Source organism: Salinicola sp. MIT1003 (assembly GCF_001858555.1).
Taxonomy (GTDB): domain Bacteria; phylum Pseudomonadota; class Gammaproteobacteria; order Pseudomonadales; family Halomonadaceae; genus Salinicola; species Salinicola salarius.
This window is the reverse complement of sequence record NZ_MCAP01000013.1, coordinates 25,184-43,968: the sequence shown is the minus strand read 5'-3', so window position 1 is coordinate 43,968 and position 18,785 is coordinate 25,184. Positions and strand designations below refer to the sequence as shown.

The following is an 18,785-nucleotide window of genomic DNA, read 5'->3' as shown; positions in this document are numbered from 1 at the left end:
GCCGGGTATGTGTTCGGCGTCTTTGCCGAATTCGCCTATCACTTTGTGTCGCTTCCCTGCGACTGCTTCGACCCGGCGCACATGGCAACCATCCTTGTGTGCGATCGGGTCGCTTTTTCCCGCCGATTCAACATCGGACATTTCACTGATTGACTTCAAGAATCGATTTTTTACCGCGGCTTCTCGTCATACCGGACCGCGATATTGCCTGGAGAACGTGTCATTCCGGAAAGACGGAAGAGAATTATCATACAGCCGGTATTCGGCCTGAGAAGACGATCGATTCGGGAACGGAAATGCTAATTGATCAGGAAAATGGTGCCCGGAGTCGGACTTGAACCGACACGACCTAACGGTCGAGGGATTTTAAGTCCCTTGCGTCTACCAATTTCGCCATCCGGGCCAACGACATCCGGTCAAACTATCCGGTAACCTTTTGAAAGGCAAGGCGCCGGTGACCAAGGAAGCGACCGAATCACGCAGATTCGATGCTGAGAAGAAGTGGAGGCTGGAGTCGGAATCGAACCGGCGTACACGGAGTTGCAGTCCGCTGCATAACCACTCTGCCATCCAGCCTTTCATCGATTTACCAAGGACTGCCGCTCGAACTGGTCTGGCCAGTAAAACCTGCGTCAATTCAGTAGGATCGAAAATCGTGTTGGAGCGGGAAAGGAGATTCGAACTCCCGACCCTCGCCTTGGCAAGGCGATGCTCTACCACTGAGCTATTCCCGCTGAACACGCCGTCGCATTATAAGGATAACTTCGTAAGTGTCAAACGCTTATGGCAATTTTTAGTCACAGCGAACGAGTCAATTCCGGCCAGGCCGCCTTGAGGTACTGGATCATCGACCACAGTGTCAGGCCGGCCGCGGCGTAGAGCAGAACGATGGCGAGATGGGCGATCGGAGAACCGGGAGGAAAGCCCAGCAGCAGCAGCAGGGAGATCATCTGCAGCGTCGTCTTGGACTTGCCGATCCAGGAGACGGCGACGCGCTTGCGCTGGCCTATCTCCGCCATCCATTCGCGCAGCGCGGAGATCACGATCTCGCGACCGATGATGACCAGGGCGGGAAGCGTCAGCCAGATCGCCTCGTAGCGCTCTATCAATAGTGCCAGGGCAACGGCGACCATGACCTTGTCCGCCACGGGATCGAGAAAGGCGCCGAAGGGGGTGCTCTGATTCCAGCGTCTGGCCAGGTAGCCATCCAGCCAATCGGTGATCGCGGCCAGCCCGAAAAGCGCTGCGGTCAGCGGAAGACTCCAGGCATAGGGGAGATAGAACAGCACCACCATGAGCGGGATGAACACGATTCTTGCCAGAGTGAGCATATTGGGTATGTTCATCGTGCCGCTAGCGTCCTTACTGGGGGTTGGGAATCGGGCATTTTACGCCTGCTGCTTGCGCTCATCCATGGAGCGCCTGGTGAATGGTAGCCGCCATCTGTTCATTGATCCCGGGAACGCGCGAAAGATCGTCTCTGGTTGCCTTGCGCACGCCCTGCAGACCGCCGAAGAAGCGTAACAGTTCTCGACGGCGTTTCGGCCCGATACCGGGAATATCCTGCAGCGAAGACGTTCGACGCTGCTTGTCGCGGCGCTGACGGTGGCCGGTGATCGCGAAGCGGTGGGCTTCGTCGCGTATATGCTGGATCAGATGCAGTGCCGGCGAGCTGGTGTCGAGATTCAGCGTGCGGTCCACGGTTTCGATGAACAGCGTTTCCAGGCCGGCCTTGCGTGTCGTGCCCTTGGCGACGCCGATCAGCGCAACGCCGACGACTTCCAGCTCGACCAGCACTTCCCGGGCCATGTTCAACTGGCCCTTGCCGCCGTCGACGATCAGGATATCAGGCAGTTTGCCTTCGCCTTTCTGCAGTCGTTTGAAACGGCGGGTCAGGGCCTGTCGCATGGCCGCGTAATCGTCACCGGCGGCCACGCCCTCGATATTGAAACGCCGATAGTCGGACTTGGCCGGGCCGTTCTGGTCGAACACGACGCAGGAGGCCACTGTCGCCTCGCCATGACTGTGGCTGATATCGAAACACTCCAGCCGTGCGGGCGCTGTCGGCATGTCCAGGGCTTCTCGCAGAGATTCGAAGCGCTTGCCCAACTGGCTGCGGTTGGCGAGCTGGGTGGCCAGATGCTGCTCGGCGTTGGTGATCGCCAGCCGACGCCACTGGGCACGATGGCCACGGACTTGCGAGGTCACCCGGACCCGGCGGCCGGCGTGCTCGCTCAGCGCCGACTGGAGGAGTTCGCTGTCCATCAGTGGATGCGAGGCGATGATCTCGAGCGGGATCTCCTTGGACTGGCCGAGGTAGAACTGGCTGACGAACTCGCTGAGCAGTTCGCTGGCGCCAAGATCCAGGCCGTTGTCGGGCTGATAGTGCCGCGCGCCCAGCATGCGTCCCTGACGAATGGCCAGCACGCTGACGCACAGCCCGCCCGGTTGCTCCGCCAGGGCAAAGACATCGGCATCGCCATCGGTATTGTCGACGTACTGCTTCTCCTGCAGCCGTCGCAGCTGCTGTATCTGATCCCGCAGCCGGGCAGCTTCCTCGAAATCGAGGGAATCGCTCGCGCGCTCCATGCTGGCGGTCAACTGCTGCGTGACCTGCTCGCTGCGCCCTTCGAGACACATCACGGCGTGCTCGACATCCTGGCGGTAGTCGGCTTCGCTGATGTTGTCGACGCAGGGCGCGCTGCAGCGCTTGATCTGATACTGCAGGCAGGGGCGCTGACGATGGGCGAACACGCTGTCTTCGCAGTTGCGGATACGAAAGATCTTCTGCATCAGCGAAAGGCTCTCGCGTACCGCGGTGGAGCTGGGATAGGGGCCCAGGTAACGGCCGTCGCGTCGCTTCTGCCGAACGCGCTTGAACTCGAGCGCGGGGTAGGGGTGCCGATCGGTGACGAAGACGTAGGGATACGACTTGTCGTCTCGAAGCAGAATGTTGTAAGGAGGGCGCAACTCCTTGATCAGGGTCTGCTCGAGCAGCAGCGCCTCGGTTTCGCTCCGGGTAATCGTGACCTGGATGTCCTGGATCCGCGCGACCAGCGCCTGGGTCTTGGCGTTCAACGCGCCACGGAAGTAGCTGGCCAGTCGTGGCTTGAGTCGCTTGGCCTTGCCGACATAGAGCACGTTGGCCTGCTCGTCGAGCATGCGGTACACGCCCGGAGACTCCGAGACCGACTTCAGGAAGTGCTTGGCGTCGAAGCGCGATGGGGTATCGATCGAGAATTCACTCATCCTCGCAGTATATCAAAAACCCGGGCGGGCACTGCGAGGATCGAACATTTCCACCGGGCTCATCGCGCATGGCCGAGGTTCAGGTCCGGGGGCCGAGATTGTCCAGTAAACCGTGGCGCAGACCGAGATGGGTCAGCTCGACATCGGACTGCACCTGTAGCTTGTCGAAGATTCGGTAGCGGTAGGTATTCACGGTCTTCGGGCTAAGTGCGAGCTGCTCCGAAATGCGACTCACCTTGTAGCAATGGATGATCATCGTCGCGATCTGCAGTTCCCGGTGCGAGAGCTGATCGAACGGATTGTGACGGCCTTCGCTACGAGCCAGCACGACGCGCTGGGCAATGTCGGCGCTGATGAAGCGCTCGCCTTCCGCTATTCGGCGCACCGCGTCGATCATCAGATCCAGCTCGGTGCCCTTGCTGATGAATCCCGTCACGCCAGCGTTGATCAGGCGTTGCGCCGTTCCTTCGTCGACCTGTCCCGTCAGCGCGATGATTCGAATGCCGGGCTGCGTCTTGAGGAGCTTCAGGATGGTCTCCAGGCCCCCGATTCCCGGCATGCGAATGTCGATCATCGCAATATCCGGCGCATGAATCCGGCAGCTCTCCAAGGCGCTTTCACCACTGTCGGCTTCGGCAATGACCTCGATGTCAGGCTCGCTGTCTAATACGCGAGCGATACTCGTGCGCACCAGATGGTGATCGTCGGCTACCAATACCTTGATCAAGATAACTCCTGGATTCCTGCTGTCCTTGAAACCTGCCTGTGGCAAATGTGCAGCAATCGGCGCGATGGAACGCCCTGGGCCTTTATCGGGTCGATACGCGCCGATGTTGGCTTCTTTACGGAAAGCCGATGTTGGCTTCTTTACGAAAAAGAGTATGAGCAAATCGTGAAACCGGCACCGTTGGCGCTGTCGTCTCCCGTTCCCTCTGTTACGTAGTGTGACATGTTATCGGACCAAATACTCCCATCCGGCCTCGAGATTTGCGCTCGGGAAATCGCTTCGATCGGTCTTCCCGATGTGGTTTTGACCATGCTTTTCCCATTGGGGGTTGACCTTGGCCTGTCAGGCTTTTATAGTGCGTCGCGTCCTTCGGGACAGCAGCTATTCGGGGCCTTAGCTCAGCTGGGAGAGCGCAACACTGGCAGTGTTGAGGTCAGCGGTTCGATCCCGCTAGGCTCCACCAAGAATACCTATTGAATTAGCCGCTTCGCGCTTCATGTGCCTGGCGGCTTTTTCATGTCTGAATGCCTGTCCTTGTCATCATTCCCTCGAGCCGGATCATTCGATTGGGAGCTCCAGCCGTAGCGCTTGCGCTACGCCATGCAGCGGGCTGTCGCAATTCGGCTGCGGCAATGAATTAGCCTATTTATCTGCAGATACTTATCTCTTTGCCACGTCGAGCGACTCACACAATGCAGTGATTCGCCGCGATGAACCAGTGGTTGATCTTGAGTAGCCAAGCGCATTGCGAGGGGCCGTATGCAAGAGTTCGTATTCGACGTCGCGATCAGACCGGCAGCAGGTTCGTCCCGGCAACGCTGGGAGGCGTTGGTGCCGGCCTTGCCCGGCCTGACGGCAGAAGCCTCGACCGATATGAAGGCCTTCGAACGTCTCCAGGACGTGATCATTCCTTTTCTGGCTCAGCGGCTCGCAAAGGGGGAGGGCGTTCCCCTGCAATCCCGAGTCGGCCATTACATGAGCCGCTACGGGCTGGTTTTCTGGCAGTTTCTCTGTATCCGCCTGGGCCCCTTGAGGTCTGGCCTGCTGGCGATCGAACCCATCTTTCCCGATATCGACGAACTGTTGACACGCCTCGACGGAAATGGCGTCGACGAGTAGCCAGCTCCCGAAGCGTGAACCACACTTCATGGACGAGACAGGCGTTTTAATCATATGAACAGAGATACTGAGGCAGCAGCTTCATTTCTTTGGGAAGCAAAGGTGCAAAACCATGGTATCAGGCGTTCACTTTTCCAATCGTCTTTCTCCCAACGACCTGATGATTCGGAAGCTGGAGAGCATCTTCAGGCTTTCCGACGATGAGAGGCAGGTGCTACAGGACCTTCCGGTGCAAGTGGAGTCGCTCAATCCCGGGCAGGATATCATCCGCATCGGCGAGCACGCTTCCCGGAGCTGTCTGCTGCTGGAGGGGTTTACCTGCGTCTACAAGCTGACCTCGGACGGGAAGCGTCAGATCATGGCGGTGCATGTTCCTGGCGACATGCCGGATCTGCAGAGCCTGCATCTCAAGGTCATGGACATGAGTCTCGCGTCGATCAGTTCCAGCATGGTCGGATTCATCCAGCATGACGCCTTGAAGCGGGCCTGCGAGCGTTCTCCCCGCCTCGCCGCGGCCTTCTGGCGCGAGACACTGGTCGATGCGTCGATATACCGGGACTGGATCCTCAATATCGGGCAGCGGGGCGCCTATCCGCGGGTGGCGCACCTTCTTTGCGAGCTATTGATGCGGCTGAAAGCCGTAGGGTTTGCCGAGAATGACTCTTTCCGCCTGCCAATTACGCAGGCCGAATTGGCAGATGCGATAGGTATCACCCCGGTCCACATGAATCGCGTCTTTCAGGCGCTGCGCGCGGATGGTCTGATCGAAGCCAAGCGTGGCAGGATAACCGTTCTGGATGAGGAGCGGCTGAAGGAGGAGGGAGACTTCGACCCGCTCTATCTTCACCAAATCAAGAGCGTCTCGAATTGAGCGGCGTTGGCCCGATTCCTTTTGGAAGACAGGCGATAACGCCGTTGACACCCTGCGTGACGACGCGGCACTATATTTCCCATGATCACGAACCGAATACGCAAGCATAACCAGGGGTGGTGGCGCCTTTGATCCAAGGGTGGCACGCCTACGTCTGTCTGACGTTTGAAAAGAATGCCGCCCCACGGGGCGGCATTTTTGTGTGTTCGTTTCGCTTCGTGAGGTCGGCATAGAGGCAGCGATCGACTTGGATCGCATTCGGGTAAATCTCGAGCCAAGAGTCGATTTAATCGATATATCAGGAGTTTATTCCCATGTCAGTCCTCATGATCGACAATTACGATAGCTTCACCTTCAATATCGTTCAGTATCTGGGCGAGCTGGGGGCCGATGTCGTCACCGTGCGCAACGACGACGTGGACCTTGCCGAGCTGGAGCGCCACGAACCGACCCACCTGGTGGTCTCGCCCGGGCCGTGTACGCCCAACGAAGCGGGTATCTCGATGGAGGCGATTCGCCACTTCGCCGGCAGGATCCCGATACTCGGCGTCTGTCTCGGTCACCAGGCCATCGGCCAGGTCTATGGTGGCGACGTGATCCGCGCGCCTCAGGTGATGCACGGCAAGACATCTCGCATTCGTCACCGCGGTGAAGGGGTTTTCGAAGGGCTCGAAGACCCGCTCGAGGTCACCCGTTACCATTCGCTGGTGGTCGATGCCGCTACCCTGCCGGAGTGCCTCGAGATCACGGCCTGGGCCGATGACGACGACCCGACCCCAGGGCTGATCATGGGTTTGAAGCACAAGACGCTGGATATCGAAGGGGTCCAGTTTCACCCCGAATCGATTCTGTCTCGCCAAGGCCACGAGCTGCTGGCGAACTTCCTGAAACGGCGCGGCTAACGGAACAGGCGAGGAACCAACATGCAGATGCGGGATGCCATTGGCGCGGTCATGCGCCGTCAGGATCTCAGTTACGAGGACACCCACGCCGTCATGAAGGCGATCATGACGGGCGAAGCGACCGAGGCCCAGATCGGCGGTTTTCTGATCGGGCTGGCGATGAAGGGGGAAACCGCCGACGAGATCACGGCGGCAGCGCAGGTCATGCGCGAACTGATGCAGCCGGTATCGATCGACTGCGACAACATCGTCGACATCGTCGGCACTGGCGGCGATGGCGCCAACCTTTTCAACGTTTCCACGGCTTCGAGCTTCGTGGTCGCGGCCGCGGGCGGCCATGTCGCCAAGCACGGCAACCGGGGCGTTTCCTCCGCCGCCGGTAGCGCGGATCTGTTCGATGTGGCGGGGATCTATCTCGATCTCGACGCGGCGACCATCGCGCGCTGTATAGAACAGGTCGGGGTCGGTTTCATGTTCGCGCCGCGCCACCACCAGGCGATGCGCCACGCCATCGGCCCGCGACGGGAAATGGGCGTTCGTACGGTCTTCAACATCCTTGGTCCGCTGACCAATCCGGCGGGGGCGCCCAATCAGCTGCTGGGCGTCTACGCACCGCATCTCGTGCCGCTGGTGGCAGAGTCGCTGCGCAAGCTGGGCAGCCGGCACGTGCTGGTGGTTCACGCCGAGGATGGCCTGGACGAAATCTCTGTGGCGGCGCCGACGCGGGTTGCCGAGCTTCGCGACGGCGAGATTCGTGAATACACGATCACGCCCGAGGAGCTGGGCATCGAGCGTCAGTCCCTCGATCCGCTGAAGGTCGTGACCGCCGAAGACAGTCTCCAGCTGGTCAAGGAAGCGCTGGTCGGCAAGGGTGTGGCTGGCGATATCGTCGCGCTCAACGCCGGAGCGGCGCTGTTCGCTGCCGATGTGGCGGATTCGCTCAAGGAAGGCGTGCTGATGGCGCAGGACGCCCAGGCCTCCAAGCTGCCGCTGGAAAAGCTCAAGGAGCTTTCCGACTTTACCCGGGTCTTCGCCAACTGACCGCCCGCGACAAAACTGGCGTCTTCGCCGAACCAGCGTCTTCGCTGAATCAGAACCAGCTCAACAGGAATCTCCACGATGACCGATGCCGCCGATAGTGAACTGCCTACCATTCTGGCCAAGATCCTGGCACGCAAGCGCGAGGAGATCGCCGAACGCCGCGCGGTCGACAGCGAGCAGACCTGGCTGGAGCGGGCGAAGGCGCAGAGCGCGCCGCGAGGCTTCGTCTCGGCGCTCAATGCCTGTATCGATGGCGGCGACCCCGCGGTCATCGCCGAGATCAAGAAGGCGTCGCCCTCCAAGGGAATCATCCGGGAAGACTTCCGGCCCGCCGAGATTGCGGCCGACTACGCCGCGGCCGGCGCCAGCTGTCTCTCGGTACTGACGGACGCCGACTACTTCCAGGGGCACGAGGACTATCTGATCGCCGCCCGGAATGTCTGCGACCTGCCGGTGATTCGCAAGGATTTCATCATCGACGGCTATCAGGTGGCGGAAGCCAGAGGCATCGGCGCGGACTGCATTCTGCTGATCGTGGCAGCGCTGAGCGACGAGCAGCTCAAGGATCTCTACCAGCAGGCGACGGCACTGGGCATGGACGTGCTGGTCGAGGTGCACGATATCTTCGAGCTCGAACGGGCGCTGATGCTCGATCTGCCACTGGTGGGGATCAACAACCGCGACCTGCGCACGTTCGAAACCTCGCTGGACACCACTTTCGACCTGCTCAAGCGAATCCCCCAGGGCGTGACGGTCGTCACCGAGTCCGGCATTCATGGCCGGGACGACGTCGAGCGCATGCGCGAATTCGACGTCAATGCCTTTCTGGTCGGCGAAGCTTTCATGCGCGAGAAAGAACCCGGGAGCGCGCTTCGCCGGATGTTCTTTTAACCCGGACCGCGTCACGCGTCCACGCCGGGCTGACGAACGCTCAGCGCCAATGTAAGAACCCCGCTTCCCGGTCGTCGACTCGGGAAGCGGGGTTCGTCATTGCGTGGCCTAATCGGAGCTCATAATCCAGAGCCCCAAATCCGGAACCTGGAATTCAGAACTCGGGCGAATCCGGGAATATCAGGCTGATCAGCGTATCTCCCGCCTTCGGGTTGAGCGGCTTGTCGGCCGTGGCGATACGGATCCGGCCGCTGGTCGAGAGCGTGAACAGCGTCAGCAGGCGGTCGTGGTGAATGCGACGATAATCGTCGATATCGAAGTTGTCGCTGATGTTGGCCTGACGAACCACGGCGCCCTGGCCGATCAGGCTTGAAAGACGGGTGAAAGTGGTATGACCGTCGAACAGCAGCGGCAGGTGTGCCAGCGCCTGTTGATGGTGGCGCCGGGCATTGCGGGAGGACTCCACCGCCAGCCGGAAGACCTTGCCGTGTCCGAGGATGTGCTCGAAGTGCAGCGCGGCCAGGTTGTTGAGCTCGCGGTAGGGCGAGAGCGGCAACAGGTGGCCGATGCCGGTCAGCCCCAAATGCTGGGCGGCGTGCTCCGACAGCGGGTTGCCGTAGTAGGTCGGGATGTTGGCCATCCGCGCTTCCTGAATGGCGTCCCAGTTGTGGTCGCATAACCGCACCGCGAAACCGGCTTCCTGGAGCGCGCTGCCGAATGCCCGCGAGACGGGGTTGGCGCCGATGATCAGGAATCCCGATGCGGTTGGGGCGTTCACTTTCAGCAGCCTCGCCAGCGGGCGCGAGAACAGGCTCTGGACGACGACGGTGCTGATGATCACCAGAAACGTGACCGGCACCAGCAGCTCGGCGCCGGGAACCTCCAGCGCCTCGAGGCGAATCGCGAACAGCGAGGCCACGGCCGCCGCGACGATCCCGCGAGGAGAGAGCCAGGCCAGCAGCGCCTTTTCCCGCCAGTTGAGCGAGCTGCCCCAGGTGCACAGCCACACCGCCAGCGGCCGCGCGACCCACACCAGAATGACCAGGAACGCCCACGCTTCCCACGACAGCAGGCCCAACTGGGCCAGGCTCAGGCGCGCAGCCAGCAGGATGAACAGCCCCGAGATCAGCAGGATCGATAGCGTCTCCTTGAACTCCAGGATCGGCTGGGTCGGCACGCCGCGCATGTTTGCCATCCATACCCCCATGACGGTGACGGTCAGCAGGCCGGACTCGTGGAACAGCAGGTTCGACGCGGTGAACAGCGTCAGCATGATCATCAGGGTGCCGAAGCTGTGCAGCCGCTGGGGCAGCCAGTAGTGACGCAGCACGCTGCCCCATAGATAGCCGCCGGCCGTGCCCAGGCCGAAGCCGATCACCGCGGTCTGGGCGAAGCTCAGCAGGGTATGCGCTGCCGCACCGTTGGAGAGCCCCAGGGCGACGAACTCGTAGACCAGTACCGCGCCGATGGCGCCGATCGGATCGATCAGGATGCCTTCCCAGCGCAGGATCTGGCTGACGTGTTCCCGGGCGCGCAGGGTTTGCAGCAGCGGCAATACTACCGTCGGCCCGGTCACCACCAGTAGCGCCCCCAGCACGCTGGCCATCTCCCAGGAAAGGCCCAGTACCAGATGCGCGGCGGCAATGGCGATCAGCGCCGTGATCAGCGCGCCCCAGGTCACCAGCCGGCTGACCGTGCGGCCATGGCCGCGAAGCTCGCGGAAATCCAGCGTCAAGGCGCCCTCGAACAGGATCACCGCCACCGCCAGGGAGACCAGCGGGAACAGTAGATCGCCCAGCACCGCGTCGGGATCGAGGATGCCGGTCACCGGGCCAGCGGCGATTCCGGCGATCAGTAGCGGAAGAATGGCGGGCACCCGGAGCTGCCAGGCAAGCCATTGGCAGATCAGTGCCAGCAGGCCGATGCCGGTGAGGGCAAGGGCAGCGTTTTCCATGGCAGTCTCTCCAGGAGGTGGCAAAAGGCGCGCAGACTAGCGGCGGCATTGCATTGATGCAATGCCGAATCGAAGGCAAAGGAGGCTTCAGGGTGTGGCGAGTTGTCGCTGGGTCCAGTTGACGATATCCGCGGAGCCCATGGCACCGGCCTGGCGCGCGATCTCTCGCCCGCCGCGGAACAGGATCAGCGTCGGGATGCTGCGAATACCGAATCGCGAGGCGATATCCGTCGCGGCTTCGGTATCCAGCTTGCCCAGGATGACGTTCGGCGACAACGCCCTGGCGGCCTGGGCGAACCCTGGCGCCATCGCCTTGCAGGGGCCGCACCAGCCGGCCCAGAAATCGACCAGGATCGGCAGGTCGCTGCGTGACACGAAGCGATCGAAGTTGGCCGAATCCAGCGTCAGCGGCTGGTCGCCGAACAGGGCGTTGTGGCAGCGCCCGCAATTCGGGGCATCGCCCAGGCGTGTACTGGCAACCCGGTTGATCGCGTGGCAGTGGGGGCAAACGACGTGTTTCGCGGCGGACATGGGGTTGGCTCCTGGTTGGCGAAGGGGGAGGGTCGGTCAATGGATGCAGATGGCGCCGGGGCTCGTCTTCGAACCCCCCGTTTCTTCTCGACGGCTCAGAGGGTGTTTACAAAAGGGCTGCACTCGACAATCCAGCGTTAAAATCGGCCTCGAATACTCATTTACCCCATGTAAACTCCGTGTTTTCGGCCAATTTTGCCTTGTCTTGCCTTCGTTCGCCTGTTTTGTAAACACCCTCTCATATGGCTCAATTAATAGACCGATCCGCGATCTTGATCCATTTCAATAGCGCCTGTAGCGGGTGCGGCAGTGTCTGGTTCGACAGTCGCTTGACCTGGCTGCGGCAGGAGTAGCCCGTGGCGAGCAGACGACCGGCATTGGCGTCATCTTCCACCGGGGCACGCCAGGAAAGATCGTAGATTTTTTCCGAGGTGTCGCGGTTGCGCGCTTCGTGCCCGTAGGTGCCGGACATGCCGCAGCAGCCGGTGGCGACCAGATCCAGCTGAAGCCCGAAGTGCGCGAACAACTGCTGCCAGCCCCTGGGGCTGCCCGGCGCGTTGGTCTTCTCGGTGCAGTGGCTCATCAGGCGATAGCCGGAGTCGGCACCGGTTGCCTCGTCGCGCCAGCCTCGCGGCAGAATCGACTGCCCCAGCGACAGTAGCCACTCCTGCAGCAACAGTACCTCGGGCACGGCCTGCGGGCCGAGCGTCTTGACGTACTCCTGACGGTAGGTGAGCGTCATCGCCGGATCGATGCCCACCAGCGGTACGCCGAAGCCGGAAAGCGCCCGGAGCCTGGCCGCCTGTCTTTCCGCCACTCGCTCGAAGCGACCGAGGAAGCCCTGCACATGCAGCGGCTTGCCGTTGGGGTGGAAGGGCGCCACGAAAACGCGAATATCGAGGCGTCCCAGCAGCTCGACCACATCCATGACCAGCCGCGATTCGAAGTGGCTGGTAAAGGCGTCCTGCACCAGCACCACGCTGCGGCTTTTCTGAGACTCGGTGAGTCGGCCCAGCGTCAGCGGCGTGGCTTCGGCGACGCCCCAGGCGGCGAGCGTCTTCCCGAGGCTGGCGCGGGAGAGTTTCGGGCTGTCGACGATGCCGAGGCCTTTCGCCAGGAAGCGGTCGACCAGGCGGTTGTCGAGCAGCGCGTTGTAGAGTGGCGTCACCGATCGAAGATGCGGCACGACGAACTCGAGCCCGCCGATCAGATAATCGCGCAGCGGGCGCGCGTAGCGGCTGTGATAGCTCTCCAGGAAGCGCGAACGAAAATCCGGCACGTCGACCTTGATCGGACACTGGCCGGCGCAGGACTTGCACACCAGACACCCGGCCATGGCGTCATGGACCTCATGTGAGAAGTCCGTCTCGCCGCGCCGCCGGGCGATCGACCGCCCGATCTTGCCGGGCTGGGCCAGGAGCCAGGCGCCGAGGCCTCCGCGGCGCTGGGCTCGACTTACCTCGGTTACATCGACACCGGCGTTGCCCTGACGGCGCAGCCATTCGCGCATCAGGCTGGCGCGACCCTTGGGCGAATGAATGCGCTCACGCGTCGCCTTCCAGGAAGGGCACATGGCATCGGCCGGGTCGTAGTTGTAGCAGGCGCCGTTACCGTTGCAGTAGACGGCACTGGCGTTCTCCTGCCAGACCCGCTCGTCGATCTGACGATCCAGCTCACCGCGGGTGGTAACGCCGTCGATCGCCAGCAGCCCCGGGTCGTGTCCGTCGACGATGCCGGTGGCGCCGGGCGCCAGCGGTGTCGCGATCTTGCCCGGGTTGAACTGGTTGTGCGGGTCGAAGGCGGCCTTCACCCGTTGCAGCGCGGGGTAGAGCTCGCCGAAGAAGCGCGGCGTATATTCGGAGCGCACCCCCTTGCCGTGTTCGCCCCACAGCAGCCCGCCGTAGCGCTGGGTCAATGCTGCCACCTCATCGGAAATCTCGCGAATCAGGCGTGCCTGCGCCGGATCCTTCATGTCGATGGCGGGGCGGACGTGCAGCACGCCGGCGTCGACGTGGCCGAACATGCCGTATTCGAGATCGCGCGCGTCCAGCAGTTGGCGAAACTCGGCGATGTAGTCGGCCAGCCGCTCGGGGGGTACCGCGGTGTCCTCGACGAACGGAATCGGGCGTTTCTCGCCCTTGGCATCGACCTTGGCGTTGCCGAGCAGACCCACGGCGCGCTTGCGCATGGCATAGACCCGGGCAATCTGCGGGCGGCCCTCGGCCAGGGTGTAGCCGAGCCGTTCGACGCCGGCATCCGAGCCGAGATGCTCGACGAACGCCTGGACGCGCTCGGCCAGCCGCGCCGGATCGTCATCGTTGAGCTCGACCAGATTGATGCCGCGAATCGGTGTCCCGCGCTCACCATTGTCACCAACGACGGCGGGGAAGAATTCCGCCACGCTGTCCCAGACGAAATCCTCCATCGCCAGTGTCAGCACACGGTCGTCGATGGTTTCGATCGACGTCGGACTGCCTTCCGCCACCAGCGCCTTGGCGTCGCGCAGCGCATCCATGAAGCTCGCATAGCGCACGTTGACCAGGGTCGAGTGCCTGGGCAGCGGCAATACGTTGAGCGTCGCCTCGTTGAGCAGTGCCAGCGAGCCCTCCGAGCCGCACAGCACGCTGTTGAGGTCGAAGCGGCCCTGGTCGTCGGTCAGGTGCGCCAGATCGTAGCCGGTCAGGCAGCGGTTGAGTGGCGGAAAGACCTCCGCGATGCGCGCCCGCTCGGTGGTCGCGATGTCGCTCACCGCGCGGTAGATCTCGCCGACCCGGTCGTCGCGCTGGCAGGCGGCCGCCAGCGCCGTTTCGTCCAGCGGCCGGCTCTCGAGCCGCTCGCCGCCGGGCAGCACGACATCGAGCTCGAGCACATGGTTGCGCGTCTTGCCGTATTCGCAGCTGCCCTGGCCGCTGGCATCGGTAGAGATCATGCCGCCGATCGTGGCGCGGTTGGAGGTGGAGAGCTCCGGGGCAAAGAACAGCCCGTGGGGCTTGAGCGCGGCGTTCAACTGATCCTTGACCACGCCGGCCTGAACCCGCACGCGGCGGTTCTCGACGTCGATCTCGAGGATCCGGTTCATGTAACGGGAGACGTCCACCACCAGCCCGTCGGTCAGCGACTGGCCGTTGGTGCCGGTGCCGCCGCCACGCGGGGCGAGCACGATGTCGCGGTGCGCCTCGCGTCCGAGCAGGCGGGCGATCAGTTCGAGATCGGCAGCGTCGCGCGGGTAGAGAACCGCCATCGGCAAGCGCTGATAAATGGAGTTGTCCGTCGCCAGCACGGTACGGTTGGCGGCATCGTCGGCGATGTCTCCCCGGAAACCCGCATCGGCCAGCTCCGCGAGGAACCGGCGATAGCGCTCGGGCAGGGTGAGATCGGCACTGGCCGGATCTAGGCGTGTAATCATCGTCATGCATCAAGCCATCACGTCGGGCCGGTCGGGCGGCCGTCGCCGGACGGATTCCATCCGGCAGGTTATCGGTTCTTGGCGCCGGGGCGCTCGAGGGCGGATAGTTTAGCGCGCCTAGCGCGGCAGCGACACGAATCCCCGGTGGCGCATGGTGCCGGGATGGGGTTTTCCCTACAATATCTCCCTCGCAAGAGTGACCATCGAGACGTTACCTGCTGTCCTGCGTCTTCGGTCAGTCTCCTGTCGTCACGGTTTTCGATTTCAAACTGTCTATTTCAAACTGTCTATTTCAAACAACGGAACCCAGTCATGCTCGATCCGAAGCTGTTGCGTAGCGATCCGCAGTTCGTCGCCCAACGCCTGGCCCTGCGGGGCTTCACTCTCGACACCGAACAGCTCGAGTCGCTCGAGTCCCGGCGTCGCGAGCTGCAGACGCGGACCGAGCAGTTGCAGAACGAGCGTAACGTGCGTTCCAAGTCGATCGGCAAGGCCAAGGCCGCCGGCGAAGACATCCAGCCGCTGCTCGCCGAAGTGGGTCAGCTCGGCGATGATCTCGACCGCGCCAAGCGCGAGCTGGGCGAAATGCAGCAGGCCTGGGACGATCTGGTGGCCGGGCTGCCCAACCTGCCTCATGAAGACGTTCCCGAGGGAGCCGACGAGAGCGACAACGTCGAGCTGCATCGCTGGGGAACGCCACGCGAATTCGACTTCGAGGTTCGCGACCATGTCGACCTGGGTGCCCGGTTCGGCTATCTCGATTTCGAGATGGCAACCAAGCTGACCGGCTCGCGTTTCGCCGTGATGCGCGGGCCGATCGCTCGTCTGCACCGGGCGCTGGCCCAGTTCATGCTCGACAAGCAGACGCAGGATCACGGCTACGAAGAGTGCTACGTGCCTTACATGGTCAACGCCGAGACGCTGACGGGCACCGGCCAGTTGCCCAAGTTTGGCGAGGATCTGTTCCGACTGAGCGACAGCGACTACTACCTGATCCCGACGGCCGAAGTTCCGCTGACCAATTTCGTGCGTGACGAGATTCTCGATCACGCGTCGTTGCCGCTGAAGTTGACTGCGCATACGCCGTGCTTTCGCAGCGAGGCCGGCGCCTACGGTCGCGATACCCGGGGCATGATTCGCCAGCACCAATTCGACAAGGTCGAGATGGTTCAGGTGGTCGACCCGGCGACCAGCTACGACGTGCTCGAAGAGATGCGCGGTCATGCCGAGGCGATTCTGCAGGCGCTGGAGCTGCCGTATCGCGTGGTGACGCTGTGTACCGGCGACATGGGCGCCAGTGCCACCAAGACCTACGATCTGGAAGTGTGGCTGCCGAGCCAGGCGACCTACCGGGAAATCTCCTCCGTTTCCAACTGCGAGGACTTCCAGGCGCGGCGAATGCAGGCGCGCTTCCGCAGCCCGGATCAGAAGAAGCCGCAGCTGGTGCACACCCTGAATGGCTCGGGCCTGGCGGTGGGGCGCTGCCTGCTGGCGGTGCTGGAAAACTACCAGAACGCCGATGGCAGCGTGGACGTGCCGGCGGCGCTGGCGCCGTACATGGGCGGGGTCACTCGCTTCAACGCCGGCTGATTCCGTCGCCGACGATCCCTCATAGCCAAATGGCATGAGGGGTCGTTTGGTTATAACTCTACAAAAAAGCGTTACTTCGTCGTGCGTATGGGAAACCGTACACTCCATCCATCAAGGATGGCGTTGCCGGCTATGCTCCAGTCCTATGCTTCAGCCGCGCGTTCTTCGACCGGATACGCTTCAGCCCGACGCGCCACGTTCTTCTTCCCGACCAGCGGCCCGACTCGTGACAGACTCGCTCACTCTTCAATACGACCCCGCCTGTCTCGATGTGCATCTCATCGGTGGCGGCAGCGAAGCGCTGACACTGGCGCAGCGTATCGCCGGGCTGGTGCCGGCGGTGATCGTGCACGCCAATTCGGCGATGCCGGCCCTGGCGCGCCTGTGCCAGGCGCAAGGATGGAAGGTGGACGACGCGGACCCGGTGCCCGCGACCGGTCAGCTATGGCTGGTCGCCAGTGGTGACGGCGAGCGCGATCGTCGAATGGCGACGCTGGCGCGGCAGGCAGGCGTGGCTGTTTTCGTGCCTTCTCATCCAGCGCTATGCAGCGTCCGGCTGCCGCCGAGAGTGACCGTTCAGGACGCGGCGGCACCCGCCGGCATGCACTGGCAGCGGGGGCATGTCTCGTTGGTCGGCGCCGGGCCGGGCGATCCGGAACTGCTGACGCTGAAGGCGCTCAAGCAACTGCAGCGCGCGGACGTGGTGATTCACGACCGGCTGGTCAGTCAGGAGATTCTGGCGCTGGCCAGGCCGGAGGCGAAGCGCTTCTATGTCGGCAAGGCGCGCTCCCGGCACAGCGTGCCGCAGGAGGGGATCAATCAGGCGCTGGTCGATTGGGCGAAAGCGGGCAACCGAGTGGTTCGCTTGAAGGGTGGAGACCCATTCATCTTCGGTCGCGGCGGCGAAGAGCTGGAGACGCTGGTCGAAGCCGGAGTCGATTTCGACGTGGTGCCGGGGATCACCGCCGCGTCCGGCTGCGCGGCCTACGCCGGGATACCGTTGACCCATCGCGATCACGCCCAGTCGGTGCGCTTCGTCACTGGTCATCTCAAGAACGGCAGTTGTGACCTCGACTGGCCGGCACTGGCCCGCAGCGGCCAGACTCTGGTCTTCTACATGGGCCTGGGGGCGCTGGATCTGATTCGCGAGCGGCTGGTGGCGCACGGGCTCGATGCCGCCACGCCGATGGCGCTGGTCGAGCAGGGCACGACGGCCAACCAGCGTGTGCATCTGGGCACGCTCGGGCATCTGCCCCCGAGCCTCGATCAATATCAGCCAAGACCGCCGACATTGATCGTCGTCGGCAGCGTGGTCGCGCTGGCGTCTCGCCTCGACTGGTTCCAGCCGAGCGACAGCGGCAGCCTCGGCTGGGTCGAAGGCAAGCATCCCATGCCGTTATCGAAGGCCGATAGCGCCTGAAGAGTGCTGGCCCCGCCATTTACTCCGAACCCGTTACCCGGCATGGTATTTTTCTCCGATTCACGATGAGAGGGTGAGGGTGCCTGTGCGCGTACTATTTGCAGCCGAGGAGGATGCCTGGGCCGGCATTCTCGCCAAGTTCCGGCAGGCTCTGCCCGATGTCGAGTTCGTGGCGGCCGGCGGATACGAGTTGAAGACCCTGGCGGGTTTCGATGCGCTGATTCCGACCATGAGTCGCGTGGATGCGCCGCTGCTGGCGACGGCCGACCGCCTCAAGCTGATACAGCAGATCGGCGCCGGCCTGGAGGGCGTCGACCGGCAGGCGGCCGAGGCGCGGGGCATCGAGGTCGCCAATGTGCCGACGGATATCTCGGGCAACGCCGATTCCGTGGCGGAGCTGGGCATCTGGATGATGCTGGGGCTGGCCCGACAGGCGAAGCGAATTCCCGAGTTTCTGGCCGACCGCCAGTTGGGCGGGCCGATCGGGATGGGGCTCAAGGGCAAGACAGTGGGCATTGTGGGGCTGGGCGGCCTGGGCCAGGCGCTGGCCAGGCGGCTGCACGCTTTCGACATGACCCTGCTGGGGATCAAGCGCCACGCCGATCCCGCGGTCGCCGAACGGCACGGGCTTGCCTGGTTGGGCACGCTGGAAGAGCTGCCGACGCTGCTGGCGCGGGCGGATTTCGTCGTCTTGACGCTGCCGGATACTCCGCAAACCCATCATCTGATCGATGCGACCTCCCTGGCGACCTTCAAGCCGGGCAGCTTTCTGATCAATCTGGGGCGCGGCGGGCTGATCGAGCGGGATGCGCTGTTGCAGGCGCTGCGTTCGGGCCGGCTGGGTGGCGCCGGGCTCGATGTGTTCTGGGAGGAGCCGCCCGATCCCGCAGACCCGATATTCGCCCAGAACGTGATCGCGACGCCGCATGTCGGCGGCATGACCGATGTCTCGACCCAGGGTATCTTCGAAATCGCCTGCGATCGGCTGCGCGCCCTCGCGCGCGAGTGTGGCTGACCCGGGGCTTCTTGCTCTTCAGACCGAGAGCGATATTGGCGGTTTTTGCCGGCGGATCAAGCGGATAGA

Annotated in this window: 14 protein-coding genes and 4 tRNA genes; 9 read left to right on the top strand and 9 right to left on the bottom strand. The window is 62.9% G+C overall.

Translation table 11 applies throughout. From position 1 onward, the window contains the following. Nucleotides 1-316: 316 nt before the first annotated feature. From BC443_RS07920 to BC443_RS07895, 6 genes are all read right to left on the bottom strand, one after another. A tRNA-Leu gene (locus tag BC443_RS07920) sits at nucleotides 317-403 on the bottom strand. Between the two features lie 99 nt (nucleotides 404-502). Further along, a tRNA-Cys gene (locus BC443_RS07915) sits at nucleotides 503-576 on the bottom strand. An 83-nt stretch (nucleotides 577-659) separates the two neighbouring features. Continuing rightward, nucleotides 660-734, bottom strand: a tRNA-Gly gene (locus BC443_RS07910). 63 nt (nucleotides 735-797) lie between these two features. Continuing rightward, the gene (pgsA, locus tag BC443_RS07905) at nucleotides 798-1,346 is read right to left on the bottom strand and encodes a CDP-diacylglycerol--glycerol-3-phosphate 3-phosphatidyltransferase (protein WP_071231310.1); all 549 of its coding nucleotides are present in this window, start codon (nucleotides 1,344-1,346) and stop codon (nucleotides 798-800) included. A gap of 61 nt (nucleotides 1,347-1,407) precedes the next feature. Next, entirely contained in the window at nucleotides 1,408-3,249 is a 1,842-nt protein-coding gene (gene uvrC / locus BC443_RS07900; protein WP_083387281.1) for an excinuclease ABC subunit UvrC, read from the bottom strand. A gap of 79 nt (nucleotides 3,250-3,328) precedes the next feature. Further along, nucleotides 3,329-4,138 (bottom strand): response regulator, encoded by an 810-nt coding sequence (locus tag BC443_RS07895; RefSeq protein ID WP_348769670.1) that lies wholly within the window; start codon nucleotides 4,136-4,138, stop codon nucleotides 3,329-3,331. Nucleotides 4,139-4,363: 225 nt separating this feature from the next. On the opposite strand from BC443_RS07895, the gene BC443_RS07890 reads away from it, so the two are divergent. The 6 genes from BC443_RS07890 to trpC all read left to right on the top strand — a co-directional run bounded on the left by BC443_RS07890 (nucleotide 4,364) and on the right by trpC (nucleotide 8,800). Next, nucleotides 4,364-4,439, top strand: a tRNA-Ala gene (locus BC443_RS07890). A 296-nt stretch (nucleotides 4,440-4,735) separates the two neighbouring features. Continuing rightward, nucleotides 4,736-5,095, top strand: a complete 360-nt coding sequence (locus BC443_RS07885; protein ID WP_071231308.1) for a hypothetical protein — start codon at nucleotides 4,736-4,738, stop codon at nucleotides 5,093-5,095. A gap of 112 nt (nucleotides 5,096-5,207) precedes the next feature. Then, entirely contained in the window at nucleotides 5,208-5,966 is a 759-nt protein-coding gene (locus tag BC443_RS07880) for a Crp/Fnr family transcriptional regulator (RefSeq protein ID WP_071231307.1), read from the top strand. Nucleotides 5,967-6,280: 314 nt separating this feature from the next. Beyond that, the gene (locus tag BC443_RS07875; protein ID WP_071231306.1) at nucleotides 6,281-6,868 is read left to right on the top strand and encodes an aminodeoxychorismate/anthranilate synthase component II; all 588 of its coding nucleotides are present in this window, start codon (nucleotides 6,281-6,283) and stop codon (nucleotides 6,866-6,868) included. 21 nt (nucleotides 6,869-6,889) lie between these two features. Then, a complete protein-coding gene (trpD, locus tag BC443_RS07870; RefSeq protein WP_071231305.1) occupies nucleotides 6,890-7,909 on the top strand; it encodes an anthranilate phosphoribosyltransferase in 1,020 nt (339 codons plus the stop codon). Nucleotides 7,910-7,987: 78 nt separating this feature from the next. Further along, nucleotides 7,988-8,800 carry an indole-3-glycerol phosphate synthase TrpC gene (trpC, locus tag BC443_RS07865; RefSeq protein WP_071231304.1) on the top strand — a complete coding sequence of 271 codons (813 nt, stop codon included), beginning with the start codon at nucleotides 7,988-7,990 and terminating at the stop codon, nucleotides 8,798-8,800. A gap of 154 nt (nucleotides 8,801-8,954) precedes the next feature. Here trpC and BC443_RS07860 read toward each other — a convergent pair whose 3' ends face one another. The 3 genes from BC443_RS07860 to BC443_RS07850 form a co-directional block, all read right to left on the bottom strand. Then, nucleotides 8,955-10,754 carry a sodium:proton antiporter gene (locus tag BC443_RS07860; RefSeq protein WP_071231303.1) on the bottom strand — a complete coding sequence of 600 codons (1,800 nt, stop codon included), beginning with the start codon at nucleotides 10,752-10,754 and terminating at the stop codon, nucleotides 8,955-8,957. A gap of 87 nt (nucleotides 10,755-10,841) precedes the next feature. Continuing rightward, nucleotides 10,842-11,285, bottom strand: coding sequence for a thioredoxin TrxC (trxC, locus tag BC443_RS07855; protein WP_071231302.1), 444 nt, complete (start codon nucleotides 11,283-11,285; stop codon nucleotides 10,842-10,844). 247 nt (nucleotides 11,286-11,532) lie between these two features. Next, nucleotides 11,533-14,691, bottom strand: coding sequence for an FAD-binding and (Fe-S)-binding domain-containing protein (locus BC443_RS07850; protein ID WP_071231334.1), 3,159 nt, complete (start codon nucleotides 14,689-14,691; stop codon nucleotides 11,533-11,535). A 312-nt stretch (nucleotides 14,692-15,003) separates the two neighbouring features. On the opposite strand from BC443_RS07850, the gene serS reads away from it, so the two are divergent. The 3 genes from serS (at nucleotide 15,004) to BC443_RS07835 (ending at nucleotide 18,716) form a co-directional block, all read left to right on the top strand. Then, nucleotides 15,004-16,281 carry a serine--tRNA ligase gene (gene serS, locus BC443_RS07845; RefSeq protein WP_071231301.1) on the top strand — a complete coding sequence of 426 codons (1,278 nt, stop codon included), beginning with the start codon at nucleotides 15,004-15,006 and terminating at the stop codon, nucleotides 16,279-16,281. A 226-nt stretch (nucleotides 16,282-16,507) separates the two neighbouring features. Next, complete coding sequence (gene cobA, locus BC443_RS07840; protein ID WP_348769669.1) at nucleotides 16,508-17,701, top strand: uroporphyrinogen-III C-methyltransferase; 1,194 nt, start codon at nucleotides 16,508-16,510, stop codon at nucleotides 17,699-17,701. 85 nt (nucleotides 17,702-17,786) lie between these two features. After that, nucleotides 17,787-18,716 (top strand): 2-hydroxyacid dehydrogenase, encoded by a 930-nt coding sequence (locus BC443_RS07835; protein ID WP_071231300.1) that lies wholly within the window; start codon nucleotides 17,787-17,789, stop codon nucleotides 18,714-18,716. The last annotated feature ends 69 nt before the right edge of the window (nucleotides 18,717-18,785 follow it).

Excerpts from the sequence above, each read along its gene's own strand:
- trxC (WP_071231302.1), bottom strand. The coding sequence starts at position 11,285 with ATGTCCGCCGCGAAACACGTCGTTTGCCCCCACTGCCACGCGATCAAC.
- serS (WP_071231301.1), top strand. The coding sequence starts at position 15,004 with ATGCTCGATCCGAAGCTGTTGCGTAGCGATCCGCAGTTCGTCGCCCAA.
- pgsA (WP_071231310.1), bottom strand. The coding sequence starts at position 1,346 with ATGAACATACCCAATATGCTCACTCTGGCAAGAATCGTGTTCATCCCG.
- BC443_RS07850 (WP_071231334.1), bottom strand. The coding sequence starts at position 14,691 with ATGATTACACGCCTAGATCCGGCCAGTGCCGATCTCACCCTGCCCGAG.
- BC443_RS07880 (WP_071231307.1), top strand. The coding sequence starts at position 5,208 with ATGGTATCAGGCGTTCACTTTTCCAATCGTCTTTCTCCCAACGACCTG.
- BC443_RS07875 (WP_071231306.1), top strand. The coding sequence starts at position 6,281 with ATGTCAGTCCTCATGATCGACAATTACGATAGCTTCACCTTCAATATC.
- trpD (WP_071231305.1), top strand. The coding sequence starts at position 6,890 with ATGCAGATGCGGGATGCCATTGGCGCGGTCATGCGCCGTCAGGATCTC.
- BC443_RS07860 (WP_071231303.1), bottom strand. The coding sequence starts at position 10,754 with ATGGAAAACGCTGCCCTTGCCCTCACCGGCATCGGCCTGCTGGCACTG.
- BC443_RS07885 (WP_071231308.1), top strand. The coding sequence starts at position 4,736 with ATGCAAGAGTTCGTATTCGACGTCGCGATCAGACCGGCAGCAGGTTCG.
- trpC (WP_071231304.1), top strand. The coding sequence starts at position 7,988 with ATGACCGATGCCGCCGATAGTGAACTGCCTACCATTCTGGCCAAGATC.
- uvrC (WP_083387281.1), bottom strand. The coding sequence starts at position 3,249 with ATGAGTGAATTCTCGATCGATACCCCATCGCGCTTCGACGCCAAGCAC.